The 24,177-nt window shown below is 71.9% G+C and carries 25 protein-coding genes; 14 read left to right on the forward strand and 11 right to left on the reverse strand.

From position 1 onward, the window contains the following. Positions 1–71 precede the first annotated feature (71 nt). On the reverse strand, positions 72–1,586 hold the full coding sequence (locus tag QSK10_RS33550) for a S1 family peptidase (protein ID WP_285667577.1): 1,515 nt from the start codon (positions 1,584–1,586) through the stop codon (positions 72–74). 242 nt (positions 1,587–1,828) lie between these two features. On the opposite strand from QSK10_RS33550, the gene QSK10_RS33555 reads away from it, so the two are divergent. From QSK10_RS33555 to QSK10_RS33570, 4 genes are read left to right on the forward strand one after another with little or no spacing between them, the layout of a single operon-like run. After that, positions 1,829–2,527 (forward strand): energy-coupling factor ABC transporter permease, encoded by a 699-nt coding sequence (locus QSK10_RS33555; protein WP_285667578.1) that lies wholly within the window; start codon positions 1,829–1,831, stop codon positions 2,525–2,527. After that, the gene (locus QSK10_RS33560; RefSeq protein ID WP_285667579.1) at positions 2,524–2,877 is read left to right on the forward strand and encodes a PDGLE domain-containing protein; all 354 of its coding nucleotides are present in this window, start codon (positions 2,524–2,526) and stop codon (positions 2,875–2,877) included. The genes QSK10_RS33555 and QSK10_RS33560 overlap by 4 nt, the downstream gene beginning before the upstream one ends. 1 nt (position 2,878) lies before the next feature. Then, the gene (gene cbiQ, locus QSK10_RS33565; RefSeq protein WP_285667580.1) at positions 2,879–3,640 is read left to right on the forward strand and encodes a cobalt ECF transporter T component CbiQ; all 762 of its coding nucleotides are present in this window, start codon (positions 2,879–2,881) and stop codon (positions 3,638–3,640) included. Then, entirely contained in the window at positions 3,637–4,380 is a 744-nt protein-coding gene (locus tag QSK10_RS33570) for an energy-coupling factor ABC transporter ATP-binding protein (protein WP_285667581.1), read from the forward strand. Before cbiQ ends, QSK10_RS33570 begins: the two co-directional genes overlap by 4 nt. A 1,018-nt stretch (positions 4,381–5,398) precedes the next feature. On the opposite strand, the gene QSK10_RS33575 is transcribed toward QSK10_RS33570, so the two are convergent. After that, entirely contained in the window at positions 5,399–7,939 is a 2,541-nt protein-coding gene (locus QSK10_RS33575; RefSeq protein WP_285667582.1) for a glycoside hydrolase family 84 protein, read from the reverse strand. Between the two features lie 187 nt (positions 7,940–8,126). Between QSK10_RS33575 and QSK10_RS33580 the strand changes: the two genes are divergently transcribed. Beyond that, on the forward strand, positions 8,127–8,426 hold the full coding sequence (locus tag QSK10_RS33580) for a trypco2 family protein (protein ID WP_285667583.1): 300 nt from the start codon (positions 8,127–8,129) through the stop codon (positions 8,424–8,426). Here the strand turns inward: QSK10_RS33580 and QSK10_RS33585 are convergent. The 5 genes from QSK10_RS33585 to QSK10_RS33605 form a co-directional block, all read right to left on the reverse strand. Continuing rightward, entirely contained in the window at positions 8,423–8,902 is a 480-nt protein-coding gene (locus QSK10_RS33585) for an excalibur calcium-binding domain-containing protein (protein ID WP_285667584.1), read from the reverse strand. The two genes, QSK10_RS33580 and QSK10_RS33585, sit on opposite strands and share 4 nt — an antisense overlap. Positions 8,903–8,991: 89 nt before the next feature. Beyond that, positions 8,992–10,044 (reverse strand): hypothetical protein, encoded by a 1,053-nt coding sequence (locus tag QSK10_RS33590; RefSeq protein ID WP_285667585.1) that lies wholly within the window; start codon positions 10,042–10,044, stop codon positions 8,992–8,994. 11 nt (positions 10,045–10,055) lie between these two features. After that, on the reverse strand, positions 10,056–10,778 hold the full coding sequence (locus tag QSK10_RS33595) for a DsbA family protein (RefSeq protein ID WP_285667586.1): 723 nt from the start codon (positions 10,776–10,778) through the stop codon (positions 10,056–10,058). 30 nt (positions 10,779–10,808) lie between these two features. Next, the gene (locus tag QSK10_RS33600) at positions 10,809–11,285 is read right to left on the reverse strand and encodes a MauE/DoxX family redox-associated membrane protein (RefSeq protein WP_285667587.1); all 477 of its coding nucleotides are present in this window, start codon (positions 11,283–11,285) and stop codon (positions 10,809–10,811) included. Positions 11,286–11,347: 62 nt separating this feature from the next. After that, positions 11,348–11,935, reverse strand: coding sequence for a sigma-70 family RNA polymerase sigma factor (locus tag QSK10_RS33605; RefSeq protein ID WP_285667588.1), 588 nt, complete (start codon positions 11,933–11,935; stop codon positions 11,348–11,350). A gap of 605 nt (positions 11,936–12,540) precedes the next feature. Between QSK10_RS33605 and QSK10_RS33610 the strand changes: the two genes are divergently transcribed. The 3 genes from QSK10_RS33610 to QSK10_RS33620 are packed head-to-tail and all read left to right on the forward strand — an operon-like array spanning position 12,541 to position 15,579. Next, a complete protein-coding gene (locus QSK10_RS33610) occupies positions 12,541–13,179 on the forward strand; it encodes a zf-HC2 domain-containing protein (protein WP_285667589.1) in 639 nt (212 codons plus the stop codon). 11 nt (positions 13,180–13,190) lie between these two features. Next, positions 13,191–14,846, forward strand: a complete 1,656-nt coding sequence (locus tag QSK10_RS33615) for a copper resistance CopC/CopD family protein (protein ID WP_285667590.1) — start codon at positions 13,191–13,193, stop codon at positions 14,844–14,846. 19 nt (positions 14,847–14,865) lie between these two features. Beyond that, entirely contained in the window at positions 14,866–15,579 is a 714-nt protein-coding gene (locus QSK10_RS33620; protein WP_285667591.1) for a YcnI family copper-binding membrane protein, read from the forward strand. A 74-nt stretch (positions 15,580–15,653) separates the two neighbouring features. Here the strand turns inward: QSK10_RS33620 and QSK10_RS33625 are convergent, their stop codons facing one another. After that, positions 15,654–16,046 carry a hypothetical protein gene (locus QSK10_RS33625; protein ID WP_285667592.1) on the reverse strand — a complete coding sequence of 131 codons (393 nt, stop codon included), beginning with the start codon at positions 16,044–16,046 and terminating at the stop codon, positions 15,654–15,656. A 33-nt stretch (positions 16,047–16,079) separates the two neighbouring features. On the opposite strand from QSK10_RS33625, the gene QSK10_RS33630 reads away from it, so the two are divergent. Together QSK10_RS33630 and QSK10_RS33635 are read left to right on the forward strand one after the other, a co-directional pair. Next, the gene (locus tag QSK10_RS33630) at positions 16,080–17,006 is read left to right on the forward strand and encodes a diacylglycerol/lipid kinase family protein (RefSeq protein WP_285667593.1); all 927 of its coding nucleotides are present in this window, start codon (positions 16,080–16,082) and stop codon (positions 17,004–17,006) included. 298 nt (positions 17,007–17,304) lie between these two features. Then, a complete protein-coding gene (locus QSK10_RS33635; RefSeq protein ID WP_285667594.1) occupies positions 17,305–17,562 on the forward strand; it encodes a WhiB family transcriptional regulator in 258 nt (85 codons plus the stop codon). A gap of 509 nt (positions 17,563–18,071) precedes the next feature. Here QSK10_RS33635 and QSK10_RS33640 read toward each other — a convergent pair. Both QSK10_RS33640 and sodN read right to left on the reverse strand, forming a co-directional pair. Next, positions 18,072–18,467 (reverse strand): ATP-binding protein, encoded by a 396-nt coding sequence (locus tag QSK10_RS33640; RefSeq protein WP_285667595.1) that lies wholly within the window; start codon positions 18,465–18,467, stop codon positions 18,072–18,074. Positions 18,468–18,621: 154 nt separating this feature from the next. Beyond that, positions 18,622–19,035, reverse strand: coding sequence for a superoxide dismutase, Ni (gene sodN / locus QSK10_RS33645; RefSeq protein WP_285667596.1), 414 nt, complete (start codon positions 19,033–19,035; stop codon positions 18,622–18,624). Positions 19,036–19,265: 230 nt separating this feature from the next. On the opposite strand from sodN, the gene QSK10_RS33650 reads away from it, so the two are divergent. Next, the gene (locus tag QSK10_RS33650) at positions 19,266–20,357 is read left to right on the forward strand and encodes an NAD(P)-dependent malic enzyme (protein WP_285667611.1); all 1,092 of its coding nucleotides are present in this window, start codon (positions 19,266–19,268) and stop codon (positions 20,355–20,357) included. An 18-nt stretch (positions 20,358–20,375) separates the two neighbouring features. On the opposite strand, the gene QSK10_RS33655 is transcribed toward QSK10_RS33650, so the two are convergent. Then, positions 20,376–20,870: a hypothetical protein gene (locus QSK10_RS33655; protein ID WP_285667597.1), complete on the reverse strand. Its 495-nt coding sequence runs from the start codon at positions 20,868–20,870 to the stop codon at positions 20,376–20,378. A 45-nt stretch (positions 20,871–20,915) separates the two neighbouring features. On the opposite strand from QSK10_RS33655, the gene QSK10_RS33660 reads away from it, so the two are divergent. Genes QSK10_RS33660 through QSK10_RS33670 form a run of 3 tightly spaced genes read left to right on the forward strand, consistent with a single transcriptional unit; the run spans position 20,916 to position 23,052 of the window. Beyond that, positions 20,916–21,170 carry a hypothetical protein gene (locus QSK10_RS33660; protein WP_285667598.1) on the forward strand — a complete coding sequence of 85 codons (255 nt, stop codon included), beginning with the start codon at positions 20,916–20,918 and terminating at the stop codon, positions 21,168–21,170. A 51-nt stretch (positions 21,171–21,221) separates the two neighbouring features. Beyond that, complete coding sequence (locus tag QSK10_RS33665) at positions 21,222–22,181, forward strand: zinc-binding dehydrogenase (RefSeq protein ID WP_285667599.1); 960 nt, start codon at positions 21,222–21,224, stop codon at positions 22,179–22,181. Positions 22,182–22,209: 28 nt separating this feature from the next. Continuing rightward, a complete protein-coding gene (locus QSK10_RS33670) occupies positions 22,210–23,052 on the forward strand; it encodes an ArsR/SmtB family transcription factor (RefSeq protein ID WP_285667600.1) in 843 nt (280 codons plus the stop codon). The last annotated feature ends 1,125 nt before the right edge of the window (positions 23,053–24,177 follow it).

A 24,177-nucleotide genomic window follows, 5' to 3' on the forward strand; every position in this document is an offset into this window, starting at 1 on the left:
CCGACCCTACCGCCAGGGGACGACAGGAGGCCGCCGGACGCGTCCGGCGGCCTCCTTCGATCATGCGGGGGTTAAGGCTTGGTCAGCCCCAGCGCGTACGCCCCGCCACCGCTGTACGAGTACACGCGGTACCGGTAGTAACCGGCCGTCCCGGAGTAGCTGATGGTCTCCTGGCTGCTGGAGCTGTCGGAGGTCGCCACGTCGGTCCAGGCGCTCCCGTTCCACTTCTGCAGGTACAGGTCGAAGTCGGTGCCGCTGGGGCCCTGGAGGCACGCGGAGTGCGTCCCGGACACCGTCGACTGGTAGTAGGAGTTGTTCGGCTGGTAGGCCTGCTGGCCGGTGCCGGACAGGGAACCCGAGTAGTTGTTCGGGTGGGTGCCGCAGGTGCCGGGGCCCGGGCCGGGGCCGCTGCCGCTGGTCTTGAGGGTCGCGCCGGAGGCCGAGAGGGCCTCGCCGACGGGCTGGAAGTAGGTCGTGCCGCCGGAGGAGCAGTTGCCCGAACCGCCGGAGGTCATGCCCTGCGCCGAGGCGCCGGAGATGAACGAGCCGCCGGAGTCGCCGGGCTCGGCGCACACGTTGGTGCGCGTCACGCCGGACACGGTGCCCTGCGGGTAGGTCACCGACGTGTTCAGCTGCTGCACGGAGCCGCAGTGGTAGCCGGTGGTCGAGCCCGAGCGGCAGATCGAGGAGCCGACCGGCGCGACATTGGCGTCGGCGACCTCCTGGCTGTTGCCCTGCACGCGCGGCGAGGCGGTCCAGCCTGCGCCGGCGTCGATGTAGGAGTAGTCGTTGCCGGGGAAGGACGAGAGGACGAAGGTGCCGGGGGAGCCGGTGCCGGAGGTCACCGAGGCGCCGGTGGAGCCGCAGTGCCCGGCGCTGACGAACCCGTCGCCGCGGCTGGGGTGGACCACGGAGAAACCGACGGAGCAGCGCGAGGAGGTGTTGATGTAGTACGCCGTGCCGCCGACGATGTCGGCGAAGGGCCGCGGGGTCTCGCCGGCGACCTCGACGCGCAGGGCGTTCGCCGGAACGCCCAGCTTGACCGCCCACGCGCGCGCGTCGCCGGTGGCGCGCTGCCTGGCGAGGACGACGACCTTGTTCGACGTGATGTCCACGTGCCAGCCGGTGACGCCGGCCGGTGCCGAGGAGTCGTCCAGGAGGCGCTGGTAGCCGGTCAGCGTCTTCTGTGCGTAGGTGACCAGGGTCGGGGTGTACCCCAGGGCCTCGACCTTGCCGAAGGCCGCGGGCGTCGTGACGGCCACGTAGACGGTCGAGGTGCCGTCCCCGATCCAGAGGCCGCCGTAGGTCTTGTCGAGGGCGAGCGCGACGCCGGGCTGCGCCGTCATCGCCAGTTTCTCGGTGGTCAGGCGATCCAGGACCTGGTCGGCGGTGAAGCCGAAGGTCCGGCCGAGCTCGGCGACCATGCCGGGGGCGATGGTGGCCGCGAGCCGATCGCGGGTCTGCTCGCGCAAGGTCTGCGCGGGGTCGGCGGCCGCGACACCGCTGGTGACGGTGAGCGCGGTGGCGCCGATGACGAGTGCCGCGGCGACGGCGGCGATGCGGGGTAAGGCTAAGAGCTGTCGCATGAGAGGGGTCCTGCTTTCGTGTGGTGAGAGATCACAGGAGGGTTACCGGGTGTTTCCGGGAATGCCGTATGTCCGGAGTGGCACCACTCTAGCGACCAAGACCGTTTTGGGGCAGTTGGTGCCAGTCAGTGAACCTGGGAAAGTTCCTTGCCGATTCCAAGTGTGTCGGACTTGTTGCAAAGACCTTGCAAATACGGGTCTAGAGTCAGAGCCCCCTGCCCCTCGGTTACGGAAGGTCTCTCATGGACACCGTGGCGATGCATATATCCAATGGCATCGTCGGCCCGGGCACCTCTGGTGTCTTCGCCGCCATCGCCCTCGCGGCCCTCGCCGTCTGCGTCCTGCGCGGACGCCGCGACCTCGACGACCGGCTCGCCCCCATGGCCGGACTCGTGGCCGCGTTCATCTTCGCCGTCCAGATGCTCAACTTCTGGGTCCTGCCCGGCGTCAGCGGCCACCTCCTCGGCGGCGCGCTCGCCGCGATGCTCGTCGGGCCCTGGATCGGCGCGCTCTGCGTGAGCATCGTCCTGATCGTGCAGGCCCTCGTCTTCGCCGACGGCGGCGTGTCCGCCATCGGGCTCAACATCACCAACATGGCCGTCATCGGCACGTTCCTGACCTACGGCGTCCTGACGCTGCTGCTCAAGGTCCTGCCCCGCAAGCCCGGCGCGATCGCCGCCACCGCCTTCGTCGCCGCGATCGTGTCCGTCGTCGGCGGCGCCTCCGGCTTCGTCCTGGAGTACGCCCTCGGCGGCGAGGTCGGCGACATCTCCCTCGGCAAGGCCGCCGGGCTCATGATCGGCGTCCACGTCCTCATCGGCATCGGCGAGGGCCTCATCACCGCCGCCACCGTCCTCGCCGTCGCCAAGGTCCGCCCCGACCTCGTCTACGCCCTGCGCGGCCGCGCGCTCGCCCCCGTCGCCCAGGAGAGTGCCGCGTGAGCCGTCCCAAGGTCAAACTCTTCGCCTTCATCGCCGGTGGCCTGCTCGTCGCCGCCGTCCTGGCCGGCGTGGTCAGCAACTTCGCCTACAGCGCCCCCGACGGCCTCGACTCCGTCAGCCGCGAAGGCTGCACCTTCGACGAGAACGACGAGATCACCGGCGGCGAATGCATGGCCAAGACCGCCCGCGAGCACGAGGTCGGCGGCCCGCTCGCCGACTACGCGATCAAGGGCATCGACAACCCCGTCATCGCCACCGGCCTGTCCGGGCTGATCGGCGTGGCCATCACCTTCGCCATCGGCGGCGGCGCCTTCTGGCTCGTCCGGCACCGCAGGCCGAAGGACGCCTGACATGGGCGCCGGGCACGCGCACCTGCTGCACCTGCCGCACGACTCCGCCGTCCACCGACTGCCCCCCGAGGTCAAGATCGCAGCCTCGGTGGGCTTCACCCTGCTCGTCGTGCTCACCCCGCGCGAGGCGATGTGGGCCTTCGGCGTGTACGCCCTCCTGCTGGCCATCGTCGTCGCGGCGGCCCGCGTCCGCCCCGGCTGGCTGCTGCGCCGCGTCGTCATCGAGCTCCCGTTCGTGCTGATCGCGCTGCTCCTGCCGTTCTTCGGCGGCGGCGAGACCGTCCACTGGCTCGGGCTGAACCTCTCGGTCACCGGCCTCTACGGCGCCTGGAACATCGCCGCCAAGGGCACCCTCGGCGTCGTGTCGTCCCTGCTGCTGGCCGCGACGACCCCCGTCAACGACCTGCTCACCGGCCTCGACCGGCTGCGCTGCCCCCGCGTCATGACCCAGATCGCCGGATTCATGCTCCGCTACGGCCAGGTCCTCGGCGAGGAAGCCGCCCGCATGCGCGTCGCCCGCCTCTCCCGCGGCTACGAGCAGCGCTTCCTGTGGCAACTGCGCGCCTGGGCCACCGGCGCCGGGGCCCTCTTCCTGCGCGCCTTCGAACGCGGCGAACGCGTGTACGTCGCGATGCTCTCCCGCGGCTACGCCGGAGTCATGCCCCGCCTCGGCGGACGCCCCGCCCGCCCCGCCGAATGGGCCGCCGCCCTGACCCTGCCCGCCGTGACCGGGGCGGTCGCCCTCGCGGCGGCACTGACATGATCGATTCCATGGTGCTCTCCCTGCGCGGCGTCCGCTTCGCCTACCCCGACGGCCGCCGCGCCCTCCACGGCGTCGACCTCGACGTCCGCCGCGGCGAACGCGTCGCCCTCCTCGGCCCCAACGGCGCCGGGAAGACCACCCTCGTCCTGCACCTGAACGGCATCCACGCCGGCGAGGGAACCGTCGAGGTCGACGGACTCCCCGTCACCAAGGCCAACCTCACCGAGATCCGCCGCCGCGTCGGCATCGTCTTCCAGGACCCCGACGACCAGCTCTTCATGCCCACCGTCGCCGAAGACGTCGCCTTCGGTCCCGCCAACCTCGGCCTCCGCGGCCCCGAACTCGACGCCCGCGTCGACGAGGCCCTCGCCCAGGTCGGCATGAGCGAACACCGCGACCGCGCCCCCCACCACCTCTCCTTCGGCCAGCGTCGCCGCGTCGCCGTCGCCACCGTCCTCGCCATGCGCCCCAGCGTCCTCGTGATGGACGAACCCTCGTCCAACCTCGACCCCGCCGCCCGCCGCGAACTCGCCGACATCCTCCTCGGCCTCGACGTGACCCTCCTGATGGTCACCCACGACCTGCCCTACGCCCTCCAGCTCTGCGAACGCGCGCTGATCCTGGACGCCGGAAAGATCACCGCCGACGGGACCACCCGCGAGATCCTGGCCGACGAGGCGCTACTGGCCCGCCACCGGCTGGAACTGCCGTACGGGTTCACGGTGCCGACGGGGGCTTGAGGGGCGGGGCCGCCGGGTGACGTGAGGCCGTAGGGAGCATGCCCGGCCGCCGACCGGGCATGGACGCACCACGCACACCGGCCGGGGAGACGGGCCACGGCGGCTCGGCGGAGCATCACGTACGCCACGCCACGCCACGCCACGCCACGCCCGAGCCGCGTCGCCTTCGGCTCGCGGGCAGCGTGGCCGGCTGGCGGGTTCGATCCGGCCCACCAGCCACCAGCCACCAGCGGCACTGGCCGTGCCACGGGCCCGCCGCGACCGGCAACCGCACACCGCGCCATGGCCGTGCCACCAAAGGCAATCCGGCGTGGCATCGCTCCCGGGGACTCGACCCGCTGCACCCCACCCCGCCTCACTCCGCCCCGCCTCGCCCTGCCTCGCCCCGCCTCGCCCTGCCTTGCCTCGCCGCGCCCCGCCGTGGCGTGGCGCGCCGAGCCGGACATCGCCGACCGATGGGCGAATGCCCTCGCCACACACCTCGGCACCGTGGCGGCATGACCCACCACCATCTCCACCGGTCGATCCCGGTAGACCGGGCGGTCTGGCGTTCGCGCCGGTCGAAGTGGTGCTCGCCGATGTGGTTCGCGGGCGAGGCGGGTGCCCCGGCGGCCACCGGGTATCGCCGCCGCCCTCGGCCCGCCGTGATCGAGGTGCTGCACACGCCGCGCGCGGAAATCGCGGGAGGCGCATGAGCTCGGCCGAGGTCCGAGCCTCGGGCCGGGGTCCGTGGTCGGGTGATCGCCGGGCGCATGTCGCGGTACTCGGGCGCCGAGCCAGATCGCCCAGCCGGGTCGCCGCATCCGCTCGCCGTGCAGGTCGCCGTTGCGGGGTGCGTGCGGATCATGCCGGGCCGAAGTCCCCGGGCGGCTTCACCGCCCCGCCACACCGTGGCCCGGTGGGCGGCGGGGTGCCGTGCCGCCCGTCTGTCGCCACCACCTTCCACCCGCCGGTCTCCTCACCGGGCCGTGGCCGGGTGGCGGCCGTTCACCGGCGCGTTCGCTCGCCCCGCGCGTTCTCACCATCTCACCCCCACCTCCTGCACCTCCGGTGCCGTCGTTCCGCTCCAGCGGAGGCGGATCGCGTTGGTCCGCACGTTCTCCACCCGCAGCTCGGTGTAGTCGTCGAAGTGGCCGATGGAGGTCCAGGTGTCGCCGGTGCGGATCTCGGCGGTGCCGGTGCCGTGGCCGACGAAGGTCACCCGGGAGAGCGGGCCGGTGCGGGAGGCGGTGAGGGTGAGGGTCTGGCCTTCGCCGTCGCCGCTGCCCCGGTAGGTGGTGTCGAGGGAGCCGTCGGCGGCGGCGCGCAGGTCGCCGGAGGGGCCGCCGGTGACGGTGTAGGTGACGCGGTCGAGGTCGGTGACGGCGAACTCGCGGACGACCACCCATTCGGCCGTGTTGTCGGCGGTGGCGCGGTAGCGGATGTAGCGGGCCTCCGCTTCGCCGGCGTCGGCGCGGACCTCGGCCTCGTCGGAGGCGGTGAGGCGGGTCCAGGACGTGCCGTCGCGGCTGCGTTCCAGGACGCCTTCGTGGACGAAGTCGCCGGGCCGGTCGTCCTTGCCCATCAGGAGCGCGATCCGGCCGACGCGGTGGACGCCGCCGAGGTCGACGGTGAGGGCGTCGCCGGTGCGGGCTGCGCGGCGGCTCCAGTAGTAGGTGCCGGTGTCGCCGTCGAGCATGCGGGCGGGGCCGTTGTCGCCGTAGACGTCCATGGTGGAGCGGGCCGAGGCGGGCGGCATGATGCCCAGGCGGCGGTCGAGGTCGGTGAAGGCCTCGGCGATGAACACGTCGAGGACGCCGTCGCCCACGCGTGGCGCGACGCCCGAGTGGGGCCTGCGGACATCGCGGACGGCGCGGGCGGCGGTCATGGCGTCCACCGCGCGGCGGCGGTCGGACAGTGCCTGCGGGCCCTTGTCGTCGAGGACGTCGAGGGCGGCCAGCAGGGCCTTCGCCCACAGGTCGGTGGCGTCGAGCCAGGCGCGGGCCTCGGCGGCGAAGGCGGGGGAGACGCCGGCGCGAATGCCGGTGGGGGCCGCGGCGAGGCGGGAGGCGTAGGAGCGCAGTTCGGCGCCACCGGCGGCGATCGCGGCCTTCAGTCGCGGTGACTGCTCGCGGTGGAGGGTGCCGTCGTAGGTGTTCACGTCGGCGAAGAGCTTGAGCGGGCCGAGCGGGCCGGACTCGGCCAGCGCGGCCGTCCAGGCCTCGCCGGGGTCGTAGGCGGCGTCGTTCCAGGCGAAGGCGGCGGCACCGAAGACGCCGGGGCGGCTGACGGTGGGCTGGTTGGCGGGATTGGACACCAGCCCGGAGAGCGGGCCGGACAGGCCGCGCTCGCGGCCGGTGTAGTCGCCGAGCGGGAGGCGCCCGGCGATGTAGTCGTTGACGGGGTAGTTGTCCCAGAGCATGAGGTCGTGGCCGACGTCGGCGCGGGCGCGGCGGGCCTGGTCGACGGTGACGGTGCCGGGGATGACGGCGGTGCCGGTCCAGTGCACGATCACCGACGCGTCGAGCCGGTCGCGCAGGGCGGCGCGGTACGGGGTGTCGCCGAGGCCCCAGTACTCGGTCGGCACGAACCCGGGCGCCGGGAGCCCCTTGCCGCGCGCCCAGGACGCCACCCGGTTCAGCAGGTCCGCCTGGGCCTTGCCCGCGCCCGCCCCGCCGGAGCCGTAGGCGGCGGCGTCGCCATCGCAGTGCCAGTCGCCGGCCCGGATGTCGTCGAAGGCGAGGGTGAACTTCCGGACGCCGCGCGCCCGCAGCGCCTCGAACTTGCCGAGGACCGCGTCGGCGTCCCGGGTGTCGCCGAAGCAGATCGACAGGCCGGGGGACAGCGCGAAGTCCATGGTCACGTGCCCGGCGCGGGCGCGGGCGGCCAGCTCGCCGAAGCGGTCCAGTTCGGCCGCCGGATAGGCCTCGCGCCAGCGGGCCCGGTGGTACGGGTCGTTCTTGGGCGCGTAGATGTAGGTGTTCATCTTGTGCGCGGCCAGATAGTCCAGATGCGACAGTCGCTCGGCGTGCGACCAGGCGTCGCCGTAGAAGCCCTCAACGGTGCCGCGCACCGCCATGCCCGGCCAGTCGCGGACGGCGACGCCGGGCAGCCCGCCGTCGGGCCCGATGAGCTGCCGGAGCGTCTGCGCGGCGTAGAACTGGCCCGGACCATCGCCGCCGATGGCGATGTGGCCGCGCTTCCCCGAAGCGGCCACGGTCAGCGCGTAGCCCTCGGGCGGCAGCCCGGAGGGATCGGCGTCCACGGGTGGATCACCGGCGAACCACACCACCACGCCGGTGCCCGGATCCTCGCCGGACTCGCGGATGTCGCCCACCCCGGCCGCGCGCAGGGCGTCCCGGACGGCCCGCACCGCGGCGGCGTCGGTGGTGGCGCCGGTGACCAGTCCGACGCGGTCGCCGAGCCGGAAGCCGTCGCCTTCGGCGGAGTACTCGCGCGGCTTCGGCCAAACCTGTGGGCGGCCCTCGGCGTGCGCGGGCCGGGGCGCCGCCACGGCGGATGTGAGAGCCAGCGCGGCGGCGAGAGTGAGAGTGGAAAGGACGGTGTGAGCAGGACGCATGAAGCCTCCCCCGAGAGGCGGACGCGCTCGTGTCCGGACAGCCGTGGCAACGGACTGTGGCTCGTGAACCGTGTGGACGGTCCATCAGGGACGATCGCGACCTGACCGATAGCCGAGGATGGCATAGGGGGCGAAATCTGTCAAATAGGACATGCAGTAGTATGGCCGGTTCGCGCTAGCCTCACGCATGAGCTCTGAACAGCACGGGATCGCCGACGCGATCGCCGCCCTGCGCGCCGACCTGACCGAGGCCCGCCGCCGCGCGGCGGCGGGGGCCAAGGCGGCCGGGGAGAACCGGATCCGCCTCGAAATCAAGGAAGCCGAGGCCGAGATCGGCCTGGAGGCGCGGGAAGAGGACGGGAAGGTCCGCTTCGTGGTCGCGCAGGGCGGGGCGGAGGCGACGCACCGGGTGCGGATCGTCTTCGGCGTGAAGGGACGCGGGGGGAGCCTCGTGGAGGTCTCCGACGAGGAGGACGAGGACTTCTAGGTCTCGCAGACCAGGCCGTCCTTGTCGCGGTCGATGTACCAGTCGTACTCGGGGTCGACGCCCTTGCGGTAGGGGCCGTAACCGTGCGCGTTGGCCTCCTTGCAGGTCTTGTAACGGGGGTCGTTCTTCGCCGCGGGCGGCGGGTCGTCGTGCCCCTTGTCGCCGGAGTCCTTCCCGTCATCGCCGTCGCGGTCGTCGCCGTCGTCGGCCGGCGGCTTCGAGGACTTCGACGGCGACGGGCTCGCCGACGGGCTGGGCGATGGGCTCGGGCTCGACAGCCTGGACGAGGGCGTGCGGGACGGCGTGGGCGTGGCGTGCGCCTGGTCGGCGGCGGGCTTCGACGGCTTGTCCGGCGTGAGTCCGAGCAGGTTCAGGCAACCGCCGCAGATCACCAGCGCGATGATCGCGCCGATGATGCCGATGACCGTCGTCTGCTTGCGGGTGAGGGGGCGTGGGCGTGGGGGCTGGTTCACCATGGGGGCCTTCTTCTCCGGGCACGGGAGAATCGACGTTAACCCTGCTCAGACGGCGCATCATGGATTGATCGGACACATTGTCGCGCCGATCAGTGCATCTGCCCCTTGCGCCTGGCCCGCACCAGCGCCCCCACCGCCAGGCCCGTGCCCAGCCCCAGCCCGGCCACGATCAGCACCCGGTCCACGTCCCCTGACCACGGCGTGGGCGTCACCGCGTAGGCGAACGAGGGGATCCGCGACAGCCCGGCGAACATCCCCAGGCACACGCCCGCCACGCCCAGCGCGAGGTCCGCGGCGGGTTTGCGGGCGAAGGCGTAGGCCGCCGCCGCGACGCTCACCGCGCCGCCGAAGAGGGGCCACAGCTCGGCGGTGAACAGGATCTTGAACCAGCCGGTCTGGAGGTCCTGCGAGGTGATCGCGCGCCCGATCGCGTCGGCGACCGCCGCCGCGCCGGCCACGGCGGCCGCGCTCGCCAGGCTCAGGCGCGCCACGCGGTCCGGGATGCGGGTGGACACGCCGACGAACACCACGGCCGCTCCGGCCAGCATCGTCAGCGCCGCCCAGGTGCCCGCCGACGGGGGAGCGACCCAGTCCAGGGTGCCGGTGAGCTGGTAGGGCGTGACGCCGACGCGCAGGGGGATCGTCCAGTCGAGGATGCGCTGGTCTGTTGTGGCGCCCGCGACTTGGGCGGGCGGTGCCTCGTTCATCCAGTGGGCGCGGTGATCGAACCAGCGGACGCGCGGCTCGTCGGTCGCCTTCTGCCAGTAGGGCGCCTGCGAGGGGGCCGCGTAGGCGGGGACGGCGGTCGCCCCGGTCGCGGTCTCGTTCAGGTAGGCCGCGGGGGAGAACACGTTCACGAACACGCCGTCGGGCGAGATCAGCAGGTAGGGCTCGCCGGAGTAGCCGAGGACCTCCACCGGCAGGTCGCCGGTGTTGGTCAGCTCCAGGCGGCTGGCGGCCTCCACGGGCCGCACCTCCAGGCCCGGCAGGCCGGGGACGCTCGTCACGCTCACCCGGTAGTCGGAGTTCTCCAGCCCGGCGGTGCCGTGCGCGACGGCGATACCGGGTGTAACCAGGAGGATAAGGACGGCGAAGAGCCCGGCGAGGGCGGCGGATCGTCCGCTGCGCCGCGCCGGGCTCACATTCGCCGTCCTCAGGTCGCGCTGGGGCTCGGGTTCGCGGCCAGGGCCGCGTCGAGGGTCGTGCCGAAGTCCTTCAGCTCCACGACCTTACCGTTGATCTTGGTCCACGGCGTGCCGCTGAGACCGTCCTCGGAGGCCACCTCGGTCGCCTTGTCGATCCAGCCCGCGTAGGTCTGGTCGGTCACGCACGTGCTGAACGTGTCGCCCAGGCCCATCGTGCGGCCGATCCCGGCGAGCTGCTCGTTGGTCATGCCCGCGGTGTTCTCCGCGGGTTGCTGTTTGAACAGCGCGGCGGCGTACTCGGGGAACTTCGCGTCGTCGGCCGCGCAGACCGACGCCGCCCCCGAGCGCGTGGAGTAGTCGGTGCCCTGCGACATGCGGTTCAGGATGGCCACCGGGTGGGTCACCAGGGTGATCCGGCCCTCCTTGACGCCCTGGTCGAGCTGCGGCCCGTAGGTCTCCTCGAACTTGTTGCACACCGGGCACATGAAGTCCAGGTACACGTCCACCTTGATGGGACCGGTGCCGCGCGCGAATCCGTAGTTCTCGGTCTGCGCCTTGGGCTGCACCACCTCGGCGGAACTGTTGTTCTTGACGATCCCCCAGGTGATGATGCCGCCGATCACGACCAGCGCCGCCACCACCGAGACGACGATCGTCACGCGCTTGCGGCGGGCCTCCGCCTCTCGCTGCGCCTTGACGACGGCCGAGGCCTTCCTCTGTGCCTTACCCATCGGTACCTTCCTGTCGCGTACACGCCACGGTCACTCGCCGCGGATCCAACGGTCGACGGAAAGGGGTGTACGCGGCCAGAGCACCAGTATCGCCGACGCGATCAGGAGCCCGACATCGCGGAGGAGGTCCCAGAAGTAGTTCGGGGACTGCCCCGCGGTCAGTTCACCACCGTTCCCGAAGCATCCGCAGTCGATGCTCATCCCACGGGCCCACGCCGAGGAGATGCCGATGATGAAGGCGATCTGGAGGAGGCCCGACACGGCCGCCGCGTACCGCGTGAGCAGGCCCGCCAGCAGGAAGAGGCCCACGGCCATCTCCACGAACGGGAGCGTGTAGCCCACCGCCGACGCCATGCCCGTGGGCAGCAGCTTGTACGCCTGCACCGCGCGCACCGAATCGCCCAGCTCCGGCAGCTTCAGCGCCGCCGCCACGATCCACACCCCCGCCAGAACGAGCCGGCAGGCGACGCCCAGCCAGGGCAGCCAACGGTTCTCGGTCTTCGTCATCACCACTTAGTCGCTTCCTCGCGCGTCGAAGTTCCCTCGACACGGACGCGGCGGTGGGCGGCTCAGTTCCCCTCTGAGACGGGATTCTCCGACGGATCGTGCAGAAGCGTGGCCACCAGATCAGCGCGCGCCCGCGCCACCCGCGAGCGGATGGTGCCCACCGGCACCCCCTCCACCGCGGCCGCCTCAGCGTAGGGCAACCCGAGGACCTGGGTGAGGACGAACGCGGCGCGTCGCTCGTCGGGCAGCCGCCGCAGCAGGTCCCGGACGTCCACCGCGCCCGCCGGATCGGGCTCCCGCAGGCCCGGCTCGGCCCGCACGGCCACCGCCGCCGCCAGCTTCCGGCGGCGCACCACCGTCCGCAGATGATCGGCGCACACACGACGCGCGATACCCAGCAGCCACGTGCGCGCGGTGCTGCGCGCCTCGAAGGCCGGGAGCGAACGGAACGCCCGCAGGAACGTCTCCTGCGCGAGGTCGTCGGCGCTGCCCCGGTCGATGAGGGACGCGCACAACCGCCACACGTCCCGCTGCGTGGCGCGCACGAACGCCGCCTGCGCGACCGGATCGCCCGAACGCGCCGCCAGCGCCCACGACGTCGCCTCGTCATCGGCGTCGGGGCGGGGGACCGCGGTGTCGGGAAGGCTCACAGACACCGAGAGTACGGGGGTCGCGGGCGGAGCTGAAGACCGCTCACCCGGTGTCGTGGGGCGGAAGGGGACACGAGAGGGCGGAGAGACGAGGGGGACGCGCGCCGGGGTGCCGGTGACGTGGAGCTCAGGTGACCTGCCGGACGAGTGCGGCACCGACGTGCCCTCGCGAAGGCCGGCGAACCGGATTCACCCGCCGCCGGGACGACACGCCCGGAACCGGCACGTTCGGGGGAACGCGGGTGACGCGCGCCTCACCGGCGCGTGGATGAGGTCGCCGCCCGCGATCGCGTGGAGGGACGGAGACCGCCGCACTCCGCGCCGCCCGGGCCGCCACCACCCGCGCGGATTGACGGGCCCAACCCGGCGGCCACACCGAGTGGGCACTCCACCGCACGCGCTCACGCGGAGGAACGAGAGGCCGGTGCGGCAACACGGCGGCCGAGTGGGATTCACCCGTGACCACCCGCCGAGGTGACGCGAGGCCGTGTCCCACCCACGACCGCGCCCCTCGCCGAACCACCCCACCCGTGATCCCCACGACACCCGCCCGACACCCCCTTCCCGCCGGGAACCAATCCCCGCCGCCGCCCGACTACACCAGCGTGGACTGTGACACCGCGCGAGCCGCGCTATCGGCCATCCTCGACGGCGAGACCCCCGGCGACCAGCACGAGGGTGACGCCGTCCACGAGCACCTCCTCACCTGCCCCGGCTGCGCCGCCTGGCACGCGCGCGCCCTCGAACTGCGCGAGGCCGCCCTCGCCTCTTCGGCGACCGAGCCCCCCGACCTCACCGAACGGGTCCTGTCCGCCGTCCGCGAGGACGGCCGCCGCCAGGAGGTCTACGCCGAATCACTCCTGGCCGGACGGCGGCGCATCCTGCGCATCGCCGTCGGCGTCGCCGCGGTCGTCCAGCTCGCCCTGGCCGTCCCCGCGCTGCTGACCGCCACCGGCATCACCGACTTCCAGGTCGTGCACACCAGCCGCGAGATGGCCTCCTTCGACATCGCCGTGGCCGTCGGCTTCCTCCTCGCCGCGCTGCGCCCGGAGCGGGCCAAGGCCTTCGTGCCCGTCGCCGTCGTGCTGGCCGTGTGCCTGCTGTTCAGCTCCTCCCTCGACGTCGCGCAGGGCATGCGCGCGCTCGCCGACGAGACCGGGCACATGGTCGCCTGCGTTCAGGCGGGCCTGCTGTGGCTGCTGGGGCGCACGGCGGTCCGTCCCCCGCGACCGGTGACGGCGTGAGGACGCCCGGCGTGGCCCGGGTCGCGCGCGGCCTCGGCCTGCTCGCCGCCGTCCTGACCGGTCTCGTCACCGTCCTCCTCAGCTCGCAGGCGGCCTACGCGCACGCCACCGTCGTGTCCACGAGTCCCACCGCCAACACCGTCCTGCCCACGCAGCCGGTGGAGGTCTCGGTCACCTTCAGCGAACCGGTCAGCCCCGTCAAGGCGCAGACCTGGGTCGTCGCGCCGGACGGGGCGCGCGCCAACAGCGGCGACGCCGCCGTCCGCGGCGCCACGATGACCCTGCCGCTGCGCCAGGGCCTGCCGAACGGCACGTACCTGGTCACCTACCGGGTGATCTCGGCCGACGGGCACCCCGTGCCCGGCGGCTTCACGTTCTCCATCGGCGCGCCCTCGGCGGCGGCACCGGCGCTGCCGGACGCGCCGGACGTGGACCCGGCCGTCGAGCTGCTCGTTCAGGTCAACCGGGGACTCGCCGTCGCCGGGCTCGCGCTGGCGCTGGGCCCGACGCTGCTGCTGATCGCGGCCTGGTCCGCGCCGCGCCGGGGCGTCCTGCGGCTGACCGCGACCGGCTTGAGCCTGGTCGCGGTCACCGCCATGACCGGGCTGTACCTCCAGGCCCCCTACACCGTCGGGTCGGGGCTGTTCGGGGTCGGGCGCGGCGACATCGCCGAGGTCGTCTCCAGTCGCTTCGGCATCGCGATGCTGCTGCGGATGCTCACCGTGCTGGCCGCGCTGCCGATCCTGCTGTTCGCGCTGCGCCGGGACGCCCGCAAGAGCGACAAGTGGTGCCTGGGTGTCCTGGGCCTGGCGTGCGTGGCCAGCTGGCCGCTCGCCGGGCACGCCACGACGTCCCCCATGCCGCCCCTGACCGTCCTCACCGACACCGTCCACGTCGGCGCGGGGGCGATCTGGGTCGGCGGGCTGGCCGCGCTCGTCGGTTTCCTCGTGCGGCCCTCGCGGGCGGAGGAGGCCGCGCGGTTCCTGCCGGTGTGGTCGGCGTGGGCCACGCGGCTGGTCATCGCGCTGGCGGTGGCGGGGGTCGCGCAGGCGCTCATCGAGATCGGGCAGCCCGCCGCGCTGTTCTCCACGACCTACGGGCGTCTCGTCGTGGTCAAGGCCGCGCTGTTCGCGCTGGTCCTGGGCACGGCCGCGATCGCCCGCGCGATGCTGCGCAAACGCGTCCCCGACGAGCCGCTGGACGAGCGGGAGACGCGCGGCCTGCGGGGCGTCATCGCCGCCGAGCTGGTCATCGCGGCCGTCATCATCGCCGTCACCGCCGTCCTGGTGCAGACCACGCCCGCGCGCGTTGCCTACACCGAGCAGCAGCAGGAGACGGCCGGGCCGGTGTCCAAGCGCCTCAGCTCGAACTACTTCCAGCTCCAGCTGGAGATCGACCCGGGCCGCGTCGGCGCCAACACCATGCACCTGTACGCCTTCGCGCCCGACGGCACCACGGAGATCGACCCGCTCGAATGGAAGATCACCATGTCGCTGCCCTCGCAGAACCTCGCGGCCGTGCCCGTCGACAAGATCCTCGAACTGTCCCCCAACCACGTGACCGCCGACTTCACGGTGCCCACCGCCGGGGACTGGTCCTTCAGCCTGACCCTGCGCACGGGGCGCACGGAGCAGGCGACCGTCACCCAAACGATCACGATTCGTTAGAACCCACAAGGAGAACCCCATGCGCGTCCTCAAACGCCTCACCGCCGTCGCCGGGCTCGCGCTCATCGGCGTCCTGACGATGGCGGGCGCGGCCTCGGCACACGTGACCATCAACCCAGGCCAGGTGCAGGCGGGCTCGTACGCGCGTGTCGACCTGCGCGTCCCGAATGAGAGCGACACGGCCAGCACCGTCAAGATCGAGCTGACCCTGCCCGAGCAGTACCCGTTCGCCTCGGTCCGCACCACCCCGATCGCGGGCTGGAAGGTCGAGACGGCCAAGCGCACCCTCACCACGCCCCTGGACGTGCACGGCCGCCAGATCACCGAGGCCGTCTCGACGGTGACGTGGACGGCCGAGAACGCCGCCGCGGGCGTCCAGCCGGGCCAGTTCGTGGAGTTCGGGCTGTCCCTGGGCCCGGTGCCCGACGTGGCCGGCAGCACCCTGATCTTCAAGGCGATCCAGACCTACTCCGACGGTGAGGAGGCGGCGTGGATCGCCGACCCGCCCGCCGCCGGCGCCGAGGAGCCGGAGAACCCCGCCCCCGCGCTGAAGGTGGTCGCCGGAAGCGGCGACGAGCACGCCGACCAGCCGAGCGCCACGGCCCCGGAGGCCAAGGACGCCGACGAGAACGACACCGTCTCGCTGGTCATCGCCAGCGTGGCGGGCGTCCTGGCCATCGCGGCCATTACCCTCGCGGTCGCGGCCTTCCGCAGCGCGCGGGCGCCCAAGTAGCCCGGTCCAAGTAGCCCGGATGCGCCGAAGGGCCGCCCACCGATGGTGAGCGGCCCTTCCGCCGTATTCGCGGGCTATTCGATGCCCAGGGCCTCGCGGACCGGCGCCGACATCAGCACCAGCACGCTCAGCAGCCCCAGGGCCAGCACCGGGACACCCCAGCCGGGGTGCCCGCCCTTGATCATGAAGTACCCGATGGGCAGCAGCATCAGCTGCAGGAAGATCGTGGCGTTGCGGGCCCACGACTTGCGCTTGGCGAGGGTCCAGGCGAAGACGCCCAGCAGGACCGCCAGGACGATCCAGACGACGCCCTCGGTGATCGCCGCGCCATAGGAGAACGCCTGGCCGTCGGCGGCGGCGGTGAGGGTGAAGGACCCGTAGGTCACCAGTCCCGCCGCCTCCAGGACGAGCGCGGCGATGACGGCTTTCAAGGTGATGGGCAGCACGGCCCGAGGTGAACCGGTCACGGGCCCAAGGCTAACCCCCGTACAGTCCAGGCCATGCGCGCCGTCCTCGTCGTCAACCCGAAAGCGACCACGACCACCGAGCGCGGCCGGGACGTCCTCGTCCGCGCGCTGCGCAGCGAGGTCGATCTGACGGTCGAGTACACCAAGCGTCGCGGCCACGCCGCCGACATCGCCACCGAGGCCGCACAGGACGGCGCCGACGTCGTCGTCACCCTCGGCGGGGACGGCACCGTCAACGAGGTCGTGAACGGGCTCCTCGCCGAGGGCCGCACCGCCGATGACGCGCCCGCGCTGGCCGTCGTCCCGGGCGGTTCGACGAACGTCTTCGCGCGTGCGCTCGGACTGCCGCGCGACTGGGCCGAAGGCACCGGCGTGATTCTGGAGGCCTTGCGCGACAAGCGATACCGGCGGATCGGACTCGGCACCGCCGATGGCCGCTTCTTCACCTTCTGCGCCGGACTCGGACTCGACGCGGCGGTGATCCGAAGAGTTGAGCGAGCCCGTGTCAAGGGCAGTACGGCCACGCCCGGGCTGTATCTGAAGTCGCTCATGGGACAGTTCCTCGTCGGCTCCGACCGGCGTCATCCCGTCGTCACGCTTGAGCGTCCGGGGGAGTCGGGGAAAACGAATCTGGCGATGGCGATCGTGCAGAACACCGCACCGTGGACTTATATCGGCGGGCGCGCGATCAACCCCAATCCGAAGGCGTCCTTCGATACGGGACTCGACGTCATGGGCCTGCACGCCCTCACCACGCCCGCCACTGTGCGTACCGCGTCACAGCTTCTATTCGGCGGTTCGGGACCACACGGCAAGCAGGTCGTCACACTGCATGATCTGGGCGACTTCACATTGCGCAGTGAGCGCCCGCAACCGTTCCAGTTGGACGGCGACTACGTAGGGGAGCGGGACGTCGTGCACTTCCGGTCGATTCCGGGAGCACTCAAAGTTCTGACGTGATGTTCGGCGGAATGGCCCACATTCGGCGGCTAAACGTACTAGGTTTGTAAGAGGCCGCCGTACCGGCGTGTGGAACGGCCCTGTGAAGCTTGGGTAAATTCGGGCATAAGCCCCGTGAGGTTGCTCACGCGGCCCAAGTTTCCTGGAGTTTCCCCCTTGACTTTGCGCGAGTTCGTGAAAGCATTCACAAGGTCGCTCGGTACGAGGCCGCGCCCGTCGCGCGCACGATGCCACGTACGCGCCATATGACGTTGAGTCGTTGCAAGATCCATTACTCAGATCAAGGAGAGTTGCACTCATGGACTGGCGCCACCACGCCATCTGCCGGGACGAAGACCCGGAGCTGTTCTTCCCGATCGGTACCACGGGGCCGGCTCTGCTCCAGGTCGAGCAGGCCAAGCAGGTCTGCCGTCGTTGCCCTGTCACCGAGGACTGCCTCAAGTGGGCCCTCGCGTCGGGCCAAGACGCCGGAGTCTGGGGTGGAATGAGTGAGGACGAACGCCGCGCGCTGAAGCGCCGGGGCGGTGTTCGGACCCTGTCCGCCGAGGCCGTCTGACGGAACTGTTCCGCAGACTTCCCAGCCATTCCAGTCATCCCCTCGTCCTGTTCCCCGGGACGAGGGGATGACTGTATTCACAGCCGTCTCCCAGACCGCCCACGGTTTCCCGGACGAGTACTCCATGTCGCTCACTGTAGGGGACGCGTGTGACAAGAACTTCGGCCGGGATGGCCGTACGGTGGCCCCCATGTGAAGCGATCCACGTCACCGCAGGTGAGAGGCGGTGGTGTGGCGATGGCGACACCCGGCCCGCCGTCGCGGGGACGCGATGGGGCCCACCCGGTCCCCGCTTAAGCGTTCCGGTGACACCGGGGTGACGGATTCCGGCAATCCATGGCGAATCGGGATCCCGCGGCCGGATCGGGCCGCCGATTCGAGGGGGGACCGCCACCGGTGTGTTTCAGCGTTCCGGCGACGCCCGGATGACCGACTTCCGGCGCTCCGGGACCGGTCCGCCGCGATTCGCGGATTGCCCGCCGCCGGTCCGGTTCAGCGTTCCGGTGACGCTAGGCCGGACGCGTCTTCACCAGCGTGATCGTCGTCCCCGAGGCCGACTGCTCGGCCCGCACCGTCCCGGTGAGCGCGTTCAGGACGCGCCAGGGGATCGTGTCGTGCCCCAGCAGCGGACCGTCGCCGGGCACCGAGACCGCGACGCGCACCTCATCGTCGGTGACCTCGAAGCGGCAGGTGAGTTCGGCGTCGGGCGCGTGGCGGCGGGTGCCCGCGATGAGCATCGCGGCGGCCTCGTCCACGGCGATGCGCAGGTCCTCGATCTCGCCGAGGGAGAACTGGAGGCGGGTGGCCAGACCGGCCGCGGCGGTGCGCAGGACCGCCAGGTATGCGGGGTCGACGGGAACCTGGACCTCGATGACCTCGATCCCGAGGACGTCTGCGTCGTTCATGTGCCTCCCTCTCGTTCCCGGCCGGTGCGATCCGGCGGAAGCGGCGTCCCCACCGCAGCATCCTCCCCCATCGGTGTGTCGCGCGGGCGCCGGAACCGAAGCGCCCGCAGCCGCGCCTCCCGGCGCGGCTGCGGGCGGTCGCGCGACCGCGGGCTCAGCCCTGCTTGGTCTCCCAGAAGACCTTGGCGATCTCGTCGATCTTGGCCAGCAGCTTGTCGGCGACCTCGGGGTCGGCCGACCCCTTCGCGCCCGACGCGCCGGCGAGCTTCGTCGCCTCGTTGATCAGCTGGTGCAGCTGCGGGTAGGCCTCGAAGTGGGGAGGCTTGAAGTAGTCCGTCCACAGTACCCAGAGGTGGTGCTTGACCAGCTCCGAGCGCTGCTCCTTGATGATCAGCGCGCGCGTGCGGAACTCCGGGTCCTCATTGGCCTGGTACTTCTCGCAGATCGCCTTGACCGACTCGGCCTCGATGCGGGCCTGCGCGGGGTCGTAGACGCCGCAGGGCAGGTCGCAGTGCGCGGACGCCGTGGTACTCGGCGTGATCGCCGAGAGCAGGCGGTTGAACAGCATGGGGATCCTCCAGCAGGTAAGTGATCGTCCACGGGCGACCTTACTCGGGGGGCCGCCGCAGGGGCGCGGGACCCGGGAACGCGGCATGGGATGCCGGACTCCCGTACTCCTGCCTCCTGGGACGCCCAGCTCGCCTCACGGCCGTTCCCGCGTCAGACGGTTAATGTCGGTGGGTGCCAGATCCGCAGCATGACGCCATATTCGCCGCCCATCGCGGTGGCAAACTCCAGATGTCCTCCAAGGTCCCGCTGGCCACGAAGGAGGATCTCTCGATCGCCTACACCCCCGGCGTGGCCGAGGTCTGCCGCGCCATCGCCGACGACGAGTCGCTGGCCGCCGAGTACACCTGGACGTCCAATCTGGTCGCCGTGGTGACCGACGGGACCGCCGTCCTCGGCCTGGGCGACATCGGGCCGCGCGCGGCCCTGCCGGTGATGGAGGGCAAGGCCGCGCTGTTCAAGGAGTTCGCGGGGGTCGACTCGATCCCGATCTGCCTGGACTCCACCGATCCCGACGAGATCGTGGAGACCGTGGCGCGGCTGGCGCCGTCCTTCGGCGGGATCAACCTGGAGGACATCTCCGCGCCGCGCTGCTTCGAGATCGAGCGCCGCCTGGAGGAACGCCTCCCGATCCCGGTCTTCCACGACGACCAGCACGGCACGGCCATCGTCACCCTCGCCGCCCTGCGCAACGCCGCCCGCGTCACCGACCGCAAATTCGGCGACCTGCGCGTGGTCGTGATGGGCGCCGGCGCCGCCGGTGTGGCCATCACCAAGGCCCTGCACGCCGCCGGTGTCGGCGAGCTCGTCGTGTGCGACTCGCGCGGCATCGTCCACGCCGGACGCGATGACCTGAACCCGGTGAAGCGCGAACTGGTGGAGTTCACCAACCCGCGCGGCCTGACCGGTGACATCGCCGAGGCCCTGCGCGGCGCGCAGGTGCTGATCGGGGTGTCCGGCGGTTCCATCGAGGAGGCGGCGCTGGCGGGCCTGGGGCCCGACGCGATCATCTTCGCGCTGGCCAACCCGACGCCGGAGGTGCACCCGGAGGTCGCGGCGAAGTACGCGGCGGTGGTGGCCACCGGCCGCAGCGACTTCCCGAACCAGATCAACAACGTGCTGGCGTTCCCGGGCATCTTCCGGGGCGCGCTGGACGCGCGGGCCACCCACATCACCGAGGCGATGAAGCTGGCGGCGGCCGAGGCGATCGCCGACCGGGTGGGCGAGGACCTGTCCGCCGGGTGCGTCGTCCCGAGCCCGCTGGACCCGACGGTCGCGCCCGCCGTGGCCGCCGCGGTGAAGGCGGCCTGGGAGTCGCGCTGAACCCGTGCCGTGGCGGGGCTAGCGGCCCCGCCGCGGCGGTTCGGGGACGCGCCCGGCCAGCGCGATCGCGCGCAGGTGCGCGCACAGCGGTGCCTCGGTGACGTCCCAGTACCCGGCGGCGTCCATGCGCCCGCCGGGCAGGGCGTGCCAGGTGCGCCCGGGGTGGTCGGCGCCGAGGGCGGCGAGGCAGGCCGCCGCGAGCCCGGTGCCCTCGTGCGACTGGTGCCGGAAGGGCTCTTCGAGCCAGCCGAGGGCGCACTCGCCGCACACGAGGTAGTCGACGGCGAAGCGCGTCTGGCCGTCCTCGTTGGCCGCGCGTTCCCGCCAGCCGTACAGGTTCGGAGACGGCGCGTCCTGCCACGGCGCGCCGGGCAGCGTGACCCGCTCGAAGGGCCGCGACCGGCCCAGCCGCCCGCGCGTGATCCGCCGCAGCAGGCCTCGCGCGCCGCCGGGCCCGTTGACCCAGGTGACCTCGCGGGCGCGTCCGGCCAGGCCCGTCTCCATTGGGGACATGCCGACAATGGTGCCCGGGGCCGCGCGGATGCGAGAATCACGGGCGTGATCGTGCGCATGTGGGAGGTCCAGTCCCACCCCGAGTCGCTGGACGAGGTGCTGTCGTGGGTCTGCGAGCGGGCCGTGCCCGCCGTCCGGGCCGATCCGAACCTGGTGTCGGTGGAGGTCTTCTCCTCGCCCGACCACCGCGTCGTCGTCATCACCCGCTGGCGCCGCGACCCCGTCGACATCGAGGAACCGCCCGGCTACCTCGTGACGCGCAAACCCCACTCCTGGGACTTCTCACCGGTCGAGCTGTGACTTTGCGCGCGCTGCCCACCACGCACGCGCCGTGACCGATAGCGTCGATGGATGCTCGCCGCGTACGCAAACACGGTCTCGTCCGACGATCCGCTGTCCGCCCTCGCCGTCGGTGAGCTGCCCGACCCCGAGGTCCCCGACGGCTGGACGACGGTCGACGTCGTCGCCAGCTCACTCAACCGCCACGACCTGTGGTCCCTGGCCGGCGTGGGCCTGCCGAAGGACCGCACGCCGATGATCCTCGGCTGCGACGGCGTGGCCATCCGGCGCGGACACCCGCACCTCATCTACCCTGTCATCGCCGACGCCAGCCTCCCCGACGAGACCCTCGACCCCGGCCGCACCCTCCTGTCGGAGCTGCACCCGGGCACCTTCGCGGAGAAGATCGCCATCCCCGCCCGCAACCTCCTCGCCGCCCCCGAGGGCTGGAGCGCCCACGAGGCCGCGTGCATGCCCACCGCCTGGCTCACCGCCTGGCGCATGCTCACCACCCGCGGCCGCCTCGAACCCGGCGGCTCCGTCCTCGTCCAGGGCGCCGGAGGCGGCGTCGCCACCGCCGCCGTCCGCCTCGCCGCCACCATGGGCGCCCGCGTCTACGTCACCAGCCGCGACGAGGCCAAACGCGAACGCGTCGCCGGACTCGGCGCCACCGCCCTCCCCGCCGGCGCCCGCCTCCCCGAACGCGTCGACGTCGTCATCGAAACCGTCGGCTCCGCCACCTTCGACCACTCCCTGAAGTCGGCCCGCCCCGGCGCCCGCATCGTCGTCTCCGGCGCCACCGCCGGCCACGAGGCCCCCGTCGACCTGCGCAGGGTCTTCTTCCTCCAGCTGGAGATCATCGGCTCGACCATGGGCACCCGCGACGAACTCGCCGAGCTGCTGATCTTCTGCTCCGAGCACGACCTGCGTCCCGTCATCGACCGCGTCTACCCCCTCCGCGAGGCCAAGAAGGCCCTGGCCCATTTGGCGGACGGCGACATCTTCGGCAAGATCGTGCTCGACCACTCCTAGTTCTCAGGCCCGACGTGCAGGTTGAAGGATGCTGCGGATCCGTTTCGGCATGGCCGATCTCGGCATGGTGATCGTGGGCGAGGCCCCGGTCATCGAGATCCCCGCGTCCCTGGAAGCCCTGCACGTCCCCCCACGCTCGGTCTTCATGGAACGCTGGCGCGCCCACGCCCTCCGCCACATCCCCCCATCGGCCCGAGCCATCGTCGACCTCGTCCGCCTCTACCCCGACGGCATCCCCGACCAGGTCATCCCCAACGACTGCACCCTCCCGGGAGAGGGAGCCGTCTGGCAAGCCATGCGCGCCTACTACGACGCCTGCCTGAAAGGCGACGTCTGGCACCGCGTCCAGGCGAGAAAAGCCACCGCCGCCGCCGAATTCGCCGACAACCTGGCCGCCGGCGGACTGAAAGCCGCCATGAACGCCCTCGGCCCCGCCATCCGCTTCGACGGCGAAACCCTGGAAATCGAAGACGGCCGCCCCGACCGCCAAGTGACACTCACCGGCAAAGGCATCAGACTCTCCCCGAGCGTCTTCTGGCAACGCCCCGCCTTCGCCGAACAAGGCTTCGACGACCGCCCCGTCCTCGTCTACCCCGTGGACACAACCCCCGGCATCCCCGAACAACCCAACACGGACCCCCTGGTCGGCCTCCTCGGCAGAACAAGAGCCGACGTCCTCCGCGCTGTGGTCGGCGGAGCCGGAACCGGCGAAATCGCCCGCCGCCTGGGCGTTTCACCCGCCTCGGTGTCAGAACACGCGACCGCCCTCCGCGACGCCGGCCTCGTCGCCACCCGACGCGACGGAAAACGCGTCCGCCACATGCCGACCGAACTGGGCCGACGCCTACTCGGACCGCAGAAGGTGGCGTGAGGAGAAAGGTGGCGTGAGGCCGACGGCATGGGCGACGGCCACGGCGGGCCGGGGTGGGGTGGGGTGGGGGAGAGAAGCGCGAGACGAAGGCAGGACTCGGGCCACCCACGCAGTGATGGGTGAAGGCCGCCCGAGGTGAGGGCCGGTGACGGATGACCGCCCGGGTGTGATGCGAAGCCTGGTGCAGTGGGGGTGAGACGAAGTCCTGGCCGGGTGGGGTGGAGTGGGGTGGGGGAGAGAAGCGCAAGACGAAGGCAGGACCCGGGCCACCCACGCAGCGATGGGTGAAGCCTGCCCGAAGACAGCCCGGTGACGATGGCTGGAGCCGGGTGCGATGCGTAGCAGGGTAGGGCTCTTGACCTGACCCGCAGCCGAAGACAAGACCTGGCCCGAAGCCTAGGCCCCGCACAACCTTTCCTTCGAGAGCTGGATCTTTCGGCGTGCGGCCTGACGGGTCTTTGGAACGAGGGTTCTGGGGGTGTCAAGCCGCGTTCTTTGGCTTGACACCCCCGGGTTCCTCGTTCACCGTCTGCGAGGCCGGACGACGGGAGATCCGCAGGCAGTAACCCGAACGATCAGGGTGGGGATGGAATGGCCGGGCCAAGGGGGAGAGGCGAGAGGAAGGGTGGTGCGGGCTGGGGTGGTGCGGGCTGGGGTGGTGCGGGGATGGGGCGAGGCTGAGGGCGGGGGAGTCGCTGGGGTGGGGCTCGAATGGGTGGGGTGGCTCCGGTGGCCGGGCGTGGCTGGGGTGAGGCGCGTGGCCCGCAAGTCGAGAGATGGTGGGGCGAGAGGTGGCGGGGCGAGAGATGGTGGGCGGGGAAGAGGCGAGAAGAAGACGGCGTGGGCTGAGGCAGCGCGGGGCCATGGAGGCGAGCGGGTGAGACCCAAGGCGAGGCGGCTGGAGGCTACTGAGAGCGGCCTTGTGAGGTGAACCCCGGCCGGTGAGACGGCGTGACCCCGGCGGCCCGGGGCGTGGGCTGGGTGAGGCCCACGGCCCGCAAGCCGAAAGAGGGCGGGGGAAGAGGGCGGGGGAAGAGGGCGGGGGAAGAGGGCGGGGGAAGAGGGGGGGGGAAGAGGGTGGGGGAAGAGGGTGGGGGAAGAGGGAGGGGGAAGAGGGCGAGGGAG

This window comes from Actinorhabdospora filicis (assembly GCF_030269765.1).
Taxonomy (GTDB): Bacteria; Actinomycetota; Actinomycetes; order Mycobacteriales; family Micromonosporaceae; genus Actinorhabdospora; species Actinorhabdospora filicis.

Bases quoted from the DNA above. Each gene is read 5' to 3' on its own strand.
- QSK10_RS33550 (WP_285667577.1), bottom strand. From the start codon at position 1,586: ATGCGACAGCTCTTAGCCTTACCCCGCATCGCCGCCGTCGCCGCGGCA.
- QSK10_RS33555 (WP_285667578.1), top strand. From the start codon at position 1,829: ATGGACACCGTGGCGATGCATATATCCAATGGCATCGTCGGCCCGGGC.
- cbiQ (WP_285667580.1), top strand. From the start codon at position 2,879: ATGGGCGCCGGGCACGCGCACCTGCTGCACCTGCCGCACGACTCCGCC.
- QSK10_RS33570 (WP_285667581.1), top strand. From the start codon at position 3,637: ATGATCGATTCCATGGTGCTCTCCCTGCGCGGCGTCCGCTTCGCCTAC.
- QSK10_RS33575 (WP_285667582.1), bottom strand. From the start codon at position 7,939: ATGCGTCCTGCTCACACCGTCCTTTCCACTCTCACTCTCGCCGCCGCG.
- QSK10_RS33580 (WP_285667583.1), top strand. From the start codon at position 8,127: ATGAGCTCTGAACAGCACGGGATCGCCGACGCGATCGCCGCCCTGCGC.
- QSK10_RS33585 (WP_285667584.1), bottom strand. From the start codon at position 8,902: ATGGTGAACCAGCCCCCACGCCCACGCCCCCTCACCCGCAAGCAGACG.
- QSK10_RS33595 (WP_285667586.1), bottom strand. From the start codon at position 10,778: ATGGGTAAGGCACAGAGGAAGGCCTCGGCCGTCGTCAAGGCGCAGCGA.
- QSK10_RS33600 (WP_285667587.1), bottom strand. From the start codon at position 11,285: ATGACGAAGACCGAGAACCGTTGGCTGCCCTGGCTGGGCGTCGCCTGC.
- QSK10_RS33620 (WP_285667591.1), top strand. From the start codon at position 14,866: ATGCGCGTCCTCAAACGCCTCACCGCCGTCGCCGGGCTCGCGCTCATC.
- QSK10_RS33630 (WP_285667593.1), top strand. From the start codon at position 16,080: ATGCGCGCCGTCCTCGTCGTCAACCCGAAAGCGACCACGACCACCGAG.
- QSK10_RS33635 (WP_285667594.1), top strand. From the start codon at position 17,305: ATGGACTGGCGCCACCACGCCATCTGCCGGGACGAAGACCCGGAGCTG.
- QSK10_RS33640 (WP_285667595.1), bottom strand. From the start codon at position 18,467: ATGAACGACGCAGACGTCCTCGGGATCGAGGTCATCGAGGTCCAGGTT.
- sodN (WP_285667596.1), bottom strand. From the start codon at position 19,035: ATGCTGTTCAACCGCCTGCTCTCGGCGATCACGCCGAGTACCACGGCG.
- QSK10_RS33650 (WP_285667611.1), top strand. From the start codon at position 19,266: ATGTCCTCCAAGGTCCCGCTGGCCACGAAGGAGGATCTCTCGATCGCC.
- QSK10_RS33655 (WP_285667597.1), bottom strand. From the start codon at position 20,870: ATGTCCCCAATGGAGACGGGCCTGGCCGGACGCGCCCGCGAGGTCACC.
- QSK10_RS33665 (WP_285667599.1), top strand. From the start codon at position 21,222: ATGCTCGCCGCGTACGCAAACACGGTCTCGTCCGACGATCCGCTGTCC.
- QSK10_RS33670 (WP_285667600.1), top strand. From the start codon at position 22,210: ATGCTGCGGATCCGTTTCGGCATGGCCGATCTCGGCATGGTGATCGTG.